Source organism: Mycoplasma sp. 2575 (genome assembly GCF_053851635.1).
On record NZ_JBSQBB010000024.1, the window covers coordinates 1 to 1,699 of the forward strand.

The window sequence follows — 1,699 nt, forward strand, 5'->3', positions numbered from 1 at the left end:
TTTATCAAAATGAAAACAAAAAATGTTTTAACAAAAAATATCTTGTTATATTTCAAGATGTTTTTTTGTTTTCTAAAACATAAAAATTTTATGATAAACATAGGAATAAATCAATAGAATACTTTCAATAAACAACTGCTTTCTTGATAGTAAAATCACTAGAAAAAGCTAAAAAGTGCCCTGTTTTAGATGATATTCGTATATATATATATATAGTATTATTTATATGGAACATTTAATAATGTTATATTTATATATTGAAAGGATATTAAAAATATGAAATTCTGTGGAAAATGTAATAAGCATTTTGATGAATATGTTAAGTTTTGTCCAATTTGCAGCGCAAATCTTTCTAACAATTCTAATAAGCAAGTAAAGAATAATACACAAAACAATATTTTTGCGATTCTTGGATTGGTTTTTGCGTTTTTTATTCCTTTATTAGGTTTGGCTTTTAGTATTGTTGGTCTTGTACAATCTAAGAATCTTGGAGGATCTGGTAAAGGATTGGCGATAGGTGGTATTGTTGTTTCATTAATATTACCAATTTTAATTATTTCATTAATTTTCGGTCTCGCCTCACACGCAGCTGCAGCTGCTAGCCTGCCTTTTTATAATATTTAATGAAAATTTTAAAATATTTGGATATTTGTCCAAATATTTTTAATTATTGTTTTGTAGTTTAAACTTGTTTTGGTTATAAAAACTTCTAAAAGTTTAAGCTGTAGCAAAAAAATTATTTTTTAAATTCTATAATAGATCCAGTTTCAAATATTTCGCCATCAATTTGCGAAAAATCATTGGTTATATTTTCGATTTTGATCTCATTGCCAAATATTTGTTCAACGTTTTTTATTGCAGTATGCATTCCTGAGTAGACTAGCATAAAAGCACCGAGAAGTTTTGTAATTGCTAAATCATGTACGACAATAACACATAATTTATCAGATAGTATATCAGCATTTGGAGCAATTTTCATTCCTCCGCCATAATAAGGCCCATTCATTACTGAAACAAGATTTATGTTATTAAAAAAATACTCTTTTTTATCAACAGTAATCTTTATGTTGTTTAATCTCTTATATTTTTTTAAACATTCAATTGTTGTTCGAAAAAAAGAACCCCTTGCACCTGACTTCTTTTTTTCATTAACAGTTTTAGCAATTAGAGCATCAATTCCAAAACCAGTTCCATTCAAGAAATATCTATATGTATTTCCTGACTTAATTATTGGCAATTTTTCAATAAACTCATTAATTTTGTAAAGATGTCGCGATCTTTTTTCTGGTTTATGGTGGATCTTAACATTTCGCACAAAATCATTTCCCGTACCCGCCTTATATGCATATATTTCTGGTTTAGCGCACGATTGTTTTAAAGTGTTAATAATGTGTGTTAGGGTACCATCGCCACCAATGATTATAATTTTATCCTCGTTAGTAAGGCGATCTAGCAGGGAATTGTTATTATTGCTACTTGCTACATTGATAATTTTTAAGGAATCCTCGTTCATTATTTTGACGATTTTGGAAACAATATTGAATATTTTCGATTGATTTCTACCTGTTTTTGATAATGAGTTATATAAAACGTATAGCATGGAAGTATTATATAATAATATCATTAGAAAAAAGTATTAAAAATCGTTAAATTGCAACAAAAATGAGCCACCTAACATATATAGTAAAATGTTATAGGT

The 1,699-nt window shown here is 27.2% G+C and carries 2 protein-coding genes; one reads left to right on the plus strand and one right to left on the minus strand.

The window, feature by feature from the left end; translation table 4 throughout:
* Positions 1-276: 276 nt before the first annotated feature.
* Positions 277-624, plus strand: coding sequence for a hypothetical protein (locus ACWXVU_RS03175; protein WP_455966167.1), 348 nt, complete (start codon positions 277-279; stop codon positions 622-624).
* 112 nt (positions 625-736) lie between these two features.
* Here the strand turns inward: ACWXVU_RS03175 and ACWXVU_RS03180 are convergent, their stop codons facing one another.
* On the minus strand, positions 737-1,600 hold the full coding sequence (locus tag ACWXVU_RS03180) for a diacylglycerol/lipid kinase family protein (RefSeq protein ID WP_444704817.1): 864 nt from the start codon (positions 1,598-1,600) through the stop codon (positions 737-739).
* Between the last annotated feature and the right edge of the window lie 99 nt (positions 1,601-1,699).